This window comes from Candidatus Cloacimonadota bacterium, assembly GCA_020532355.1.
Lineage (GTDB): Bacteria > Cloacimonadota > Cloacimonadia > Cloacimonadales > Cloacimonadaceae > UBA5456.
Genome location: JAJBBD010000312.1, coordinates 1 through 5,307, shown reverse-complemented (window position 1 = coordinate 5,307; position 5,307 = coordinate 1). Strand labels below are relative to the sequence as shown.

3 protein-coding genes are annotated in these 5,307 nt (G+C 41.2%); all 3 read right to left on the bottom strand.

From position 1 onward, the window contains the following. The coding region (locus tag LHW48_10695) for a hypothetical protein (GenBank protein ID MCB5260914.1) at positions 1-4,220 on the bottom strand (4,220 nt) is incomplete at its 3' end. Between the two features lie 20 nt (positions 4,221-4,240). After that, positions 4,241-5,086 (bottom strand): hypothetical protein, encoded by an 846-nt coding sequence (locus tag LHW48_10690; protein MCB5260913.1) that lies wholly within the window; start codon positions 5,084-5,086, stop codon positions 4,241-4,243. Beyond that, positions 5,079-5,307, bottom strand: a 229-nt coding sequence (locus LHW48_10685) for a hypothetical protein (GenBank protein MCB5260912.1), incomplete at its 5' end; no start/stop codon positions are given. The genes LHW48_10685 and LHW48_10690, both read right to left, overlap by 8 nt.

Below are 5,307 nucleotides of genomic sequence, written 5' to 3'. Positions count from 1 at the left end.
GAGAGTTCCTTAAACCTCTCCACTAGCCACTCTATCTTGATCTCGCTCAGTCGTTTTTCAAGAGCTTTATTCAACTTATCAAGCTTCTTCAAGTTGGTATCTGTTACATACGCCGGTGGTTGAGTAATTTTATTCTGTAGTTGATTTGCTGTTGATACATCCATCTGAGGAATGCCTGATTCCAAGGCTATCAGTCCATCTGTCCATTCTGCACTTAGGCTCTTCCGGCTATCTGAAATGTGCTTCACTAACGCTTTGATGACATCCTCAGGTAACCATGGTAGCTCTTCTTCAGAAAGTGAGATTATAATCTCTTTTTCGACCTCTTTTGACAGTTTGTTAAAGGCATCCCAAGTAAGAGATAAATCGCTTAACCTGCCATAAGCTCTTTTGTACAGTTGCAAGGCTTTCTTTTGGATATGGAAGTCTTCAAGATCGGTTTCAAGACCATCATATGCTCTTATAAGCGAATCCAACTCTTCTGAAAGCTCTGTCATGGAGTTTTCGTCAGTGATCTTGGAACTCCATACTTTATTTGCCTTCTTAGCTATGTTTTCCTCTGCCGCAGTTAGTTCTTTGAGGAAGTTGCTTATCTCTGTTCTAAGTAAAAGCAATTCCTCCAGATTAATCCTTTGAGACATGCCTCTCAGTTTATTGCTGAATTCCTTAGCTGCATCTTTTGCTGATCTGATATCCTTTAAACGATTTGTCCCTAATACACTTCTGCTGACATGTATCCAGTTGCTAGCGTTACTCATTAGCAGATGTGCTTCAGCAACAGTTTCAGAGTTCTTTATAATCTTGCGTACATATTCTTCAAGCTCAGCACTTAGGGCATCTAAACCGATACTATTTAGGTTAGGGATCACTTTATTTATCATTGCATGCTTAAACTCGCCGACATGATCAGGAGATTCGGACTTAGGCCTTAGTTTCTGCTTCCAATCTGGGAAAACTTGCAGGATAATCTGTCTGCCTTCAGCATATATAGGCTTCATCTCACTAATTTGTTCTTCAATCCATAACCTGTTCTCTGCTTCCATTATTTCAATTATTCTTTTAAGGGAAGCGCAACCCCATGCTAGTTGGGACACTTTTCCTGATTCAATACCACTAGTAACCTTGAATTTTGCTTCAGCTATTCTATTCTCCATTTCCTCCATTTGTTTCTCTGATTCAATGGACAGATCATGAAGCCTCTGTTCTCGGTAAATTTGATCTGGAGGAATGGGAAGTTTTTTCCTTAATACTTCTGAACGCTCTAGGCAATCTACTCGTGATTGATGACTGTCTGATTGCTCCCATTCATCTAACAATTCGACCCATTCTGATGTATCATTTGACCTTAAGACCAAATATGCCCCGTCAAGAAGAGCAGTATTAAAGTGCTTGGATTTGATAAGATTATCTTTCATCCAATCGGCAACTGAATGGTGTTGTTCCTGCTGCATTACCATCAGATTTTCTATTCTGGGTGAGATATAAGCGCTAAGGAATAATCCTGCTGAATCAAGATTGGCACCATAAGGAGGCTTGATCAGCATATCATACATACTCCGCAAAGAGATTATTGACGACTCTTTAAGCTCATCATCCCATTTAATTGTTATACTCTTTAGGGTGTTGTTTGTGGGTCTCCTGTTAACTTTTCCGTTGCTTGAGAACAAGCCCCAGGCTTCCTTAAGAACGCTGTTTGCCCTGTTTTTGTCTTTTACTGGCTTCGCCATAATACTGTGATAATCGAGAGTAGCGTGCATAAGTTCACGGGTGAGAATAGAACATGTGTCTGCAGCATTTCCTTTTGCGGTGGAGAACCCATCAAATGGGAAAGGTATTGGATTAGTATAGATTTGCTTGAATAACTCTGTGGCTACCCTGCTTAGTCGAATCCCTTGAATATCTGCTTTTGTTAAGGCTACATACCTTCTTTCCTTTAGTAGAATCTCGACATTCTCCGTAATTGAATGCTCCAGCTTGAGTCTATGAGCGTCTATCAGATTACCGAATTTCATCTTATCTTCTGTAGACATGCTACTAACAATGGAAAGCTCTGCTAATTCTTGCCCTAGTTTCCCTTCTTCATCATAAAGTAGAACCACCAAGATTGGTATTGATTTGACTTTGTAGGATTCAGCAACGGATTTTAGCATCCGTAATGTATCTCTGGCTATGCTTTCATAATCTATGCTTTCTCCAAGATACGTGTACAAGACTGTTCCCCGGGGTTCATCTATTGTCTCAGCCTTAGACCATCTTTCTGATTCTATTGCTATCTGCTGAGGAAGTGTATCAAGATTAGCCGCTTTAGCATGGAATGTCCATTCTGTAGTGCTTATTTTGTTTTCCTCTGCAAAGTCACTCGGGATGTCTCTTATCAGTTCACAACAGTTCTTTATACTCGAAACAAATAGCTGAGATCTGCTGTTATCATCGTAAGTACCCGAAAGCCTTCTTAAGTGGTTTATGAATTGACTACGTGGAAGGGCATCTCCCAATATATCGAAACACTTGTAAGCCTCGTCCCACTCAATGACATTATACTCATTGAGTAAAGATTCTGTCGCCGTATTCACATCTGTCGGTGCCAGCCCAGTCAACGCAGAAATTGAAAGATAGGCATCTGTCTTACTGGATGCAGTTAACCCAAGTTTTGAGCTCAATACGATGGCCTTTAATATCCTGATCTGATTAACTGAGTAACGTGAAGAGTACTTTGAAAGCACCGTCTTGTATGCCTGCATTATCGATCCCTGGCTACCACTCTCTTCGGAACTTAAGAGCTCTTGGCAAAAGGATTCACTCATCAAATCAACGGCAGCCATTTCCCACTCAGACCCTTCAGTTATTTTATGAGAGTCAAACTGCTTAAAAGCTTCGATTAACAAAGCCAAAGCAGAGCGTTCTTGTAAGTGACCTCCTACTGCTGTAAGGTAGTACAGTAACCAAACACTATATGGTGAGAGAGGCCATGCCCCCTTGCGGACAATAGAATGAAACTGCTTTGGGTCTTTCCAAACGTGATTATTGTTTGAGCTAGGGAACCAGCGATTAAGATTTGATTGAGCTTTGACAGACTCACTGATAGCATATTGATTATCGAACTTATTGTCCAAGTAGTTAGTGTCTTTTTTCTCGATTAGGTTCGCTATTAGCGTCTCCAAATTAGTGGATAAATAGAGCTTATTTGCAGCCTGATAGCGGGTAATATACCTTTGCATTTCGTTTTTATACTCGGGAGCCATACGCTGAAGATAAGCGTTTAACTCAAACTGGATAAAGCCAATAAAACATGCGTGAGAGGAATAGGATTGTATAGCTTCAAAGAGGTCTTGAAGTACACCACTACCAGCTAAATGACTCTTCGTGGATGCAAACTCAATGTATTTTCCGAACTCGTCGAAAAGAACTACTACCGACTGATATGGCTTGCCTTCTCCACAGAACTCATCAACTGCTTTGCCGATTAAGTCTCGAACCGATTCTCCCTGTAAGTTTCTGATTTGCATATCATGGTTACTGAGGAATTGATTTACATTCTTATAAGTTGATTCATCTTGCTCTTCTAAACTTTTAATAATCTCGGGTAAAGCCAGTCCGTTACATAGCTCCGAAAGTTCGCCAAGAAACTGAGGACTGTTAACCCACTGTAACATCTTGATGGCTTGCTTGAACCTGGGCCTTAGGTCTTCTATACACCTCGAATCATGCCCATCTCGCTGCAGTACCTGGATTATTTGTCGGGAAAGCTCATAGATAAAATCAAACCCCTGAAGGCCGTTTAGGGCAACGACGAGGCATGGTTTTTCTATTTCGCTGATCATGACTCGAACCTCTGCCCCAATTTGTTTATCGGCAGCTCCCAAGCGTTCAACAATCTCTTTGGATTCATTGCTCTGCGGCTTACTTAAAAGGTCAGCAACTGTGACCCCCAAATGCGATTTGCCCGTACCATATCCTGCTATTGCCAGTGTAAATGGCACATCTTCCAGTCCATAGGCTCTTCTCAGGATTGACTTTGTTATGCTTGCGGTATCGATTAAATAATGACCATGATCGAAACCTACTTCATCTTGTAAAACCCCATGATAGTTAGGTCCGTGAAAGACAAACGCTCGTGCTGCTTGCAGTGCTTTATCAGGGTCAGACAAATACCAATCAATGTTAACTGCGCCATTAAAAAGGCGATCACCTCGAAATCTTACAATATCACTCACTTTCACAATTAATCATAGCCTCCGTATTAAATCATATCATTGAACATGTTTTTATATGCATCCTTTGCAGAATACAAAGGACTTATAATCCAGGGATTCATATGTCTATCAACTTTGATTATCCCCTTTCTTTCCATCAAATCGAGAGCCGTTGACAGATCTCTCCCCATCCAACCCATTATAGTAAGCCAACCTGTCTTTTGCTCAATCTCTGTGACAGAAACTTGCTTTTGCTTTGGGAAATATTGCTCACAAGCGCTAATCAGCCAAGCACCATATCCGCGAACCATCTCATCCTTAATAGGAGCAGTTTTTCGGGATATTATCTGATCGGATTCTGATAGAGCTCCACATAGTTTAAATGAGGCATCATCCTCATACATGCTAACCAGGGGGCCAATTAAACCTCGATTAGTATTTCCGTAGATTGATCTTAACATCGCATCAAGATTCTCTCTGCTAAAAGCCTCACCAAGACTGTGATATCCTGTCCAGAATACATGATGCCAAACATCAGCACCAAACTCTCTATTACACATATTTAAATGGCACAACCACTGACTTATCTCTAATTTCAAGTATGGGTCTTCAAGCAGTAGGATTCTGCCCAAATTGGTGAGTTCAGGTTTCTTTAATGAGCCTTTGTTTCCAAGCATTAAAATCAAACCCATGCCTATGCAATAGTCAATTGTGGCTGGCACTTTTCCAGAAGATTCTCCGGTAGGGATGCCAGTTATATCAGCGATCCTTTGATAGTCTCCCTCTTCTCCAGCAGCAGCAAATCTCAACAGGGCGTTGATATACTGACGCTCTGGTTTAAAAGTCATGTGGAAACTGCGAGAAAGCCTTGTGTTCACCACTTTCTTAGCCATTGAAACCCCTGTCTTCCAGTGATGAAATCTTTACTTTCTGAGCTCTTAGTCTTAGCTCTCCAGACAAATCATCGAGATGCCTTCCCAAAACCCAACACTCACCCTTTTGGAGTTTTGCCAACCGATTTGTCCATTCCTTCACCGGAATATCGCTAATAGCATTGTTAAGCAGTTGAGCGTGCTCCTTCATCTCATTCTCTGTGGGCTTGAAGAATAGCTTC

Bases quoted from the DNA above. Each gene is read 5' to 3' on its own strand.
- LHW48_10690 (MCB5260913.1), bottom strand. From the start codon at position 5,086: ATGGCTAAGAAAGTGGTGAACACAAGGCTTTCTCGCAGTTTCCACATG.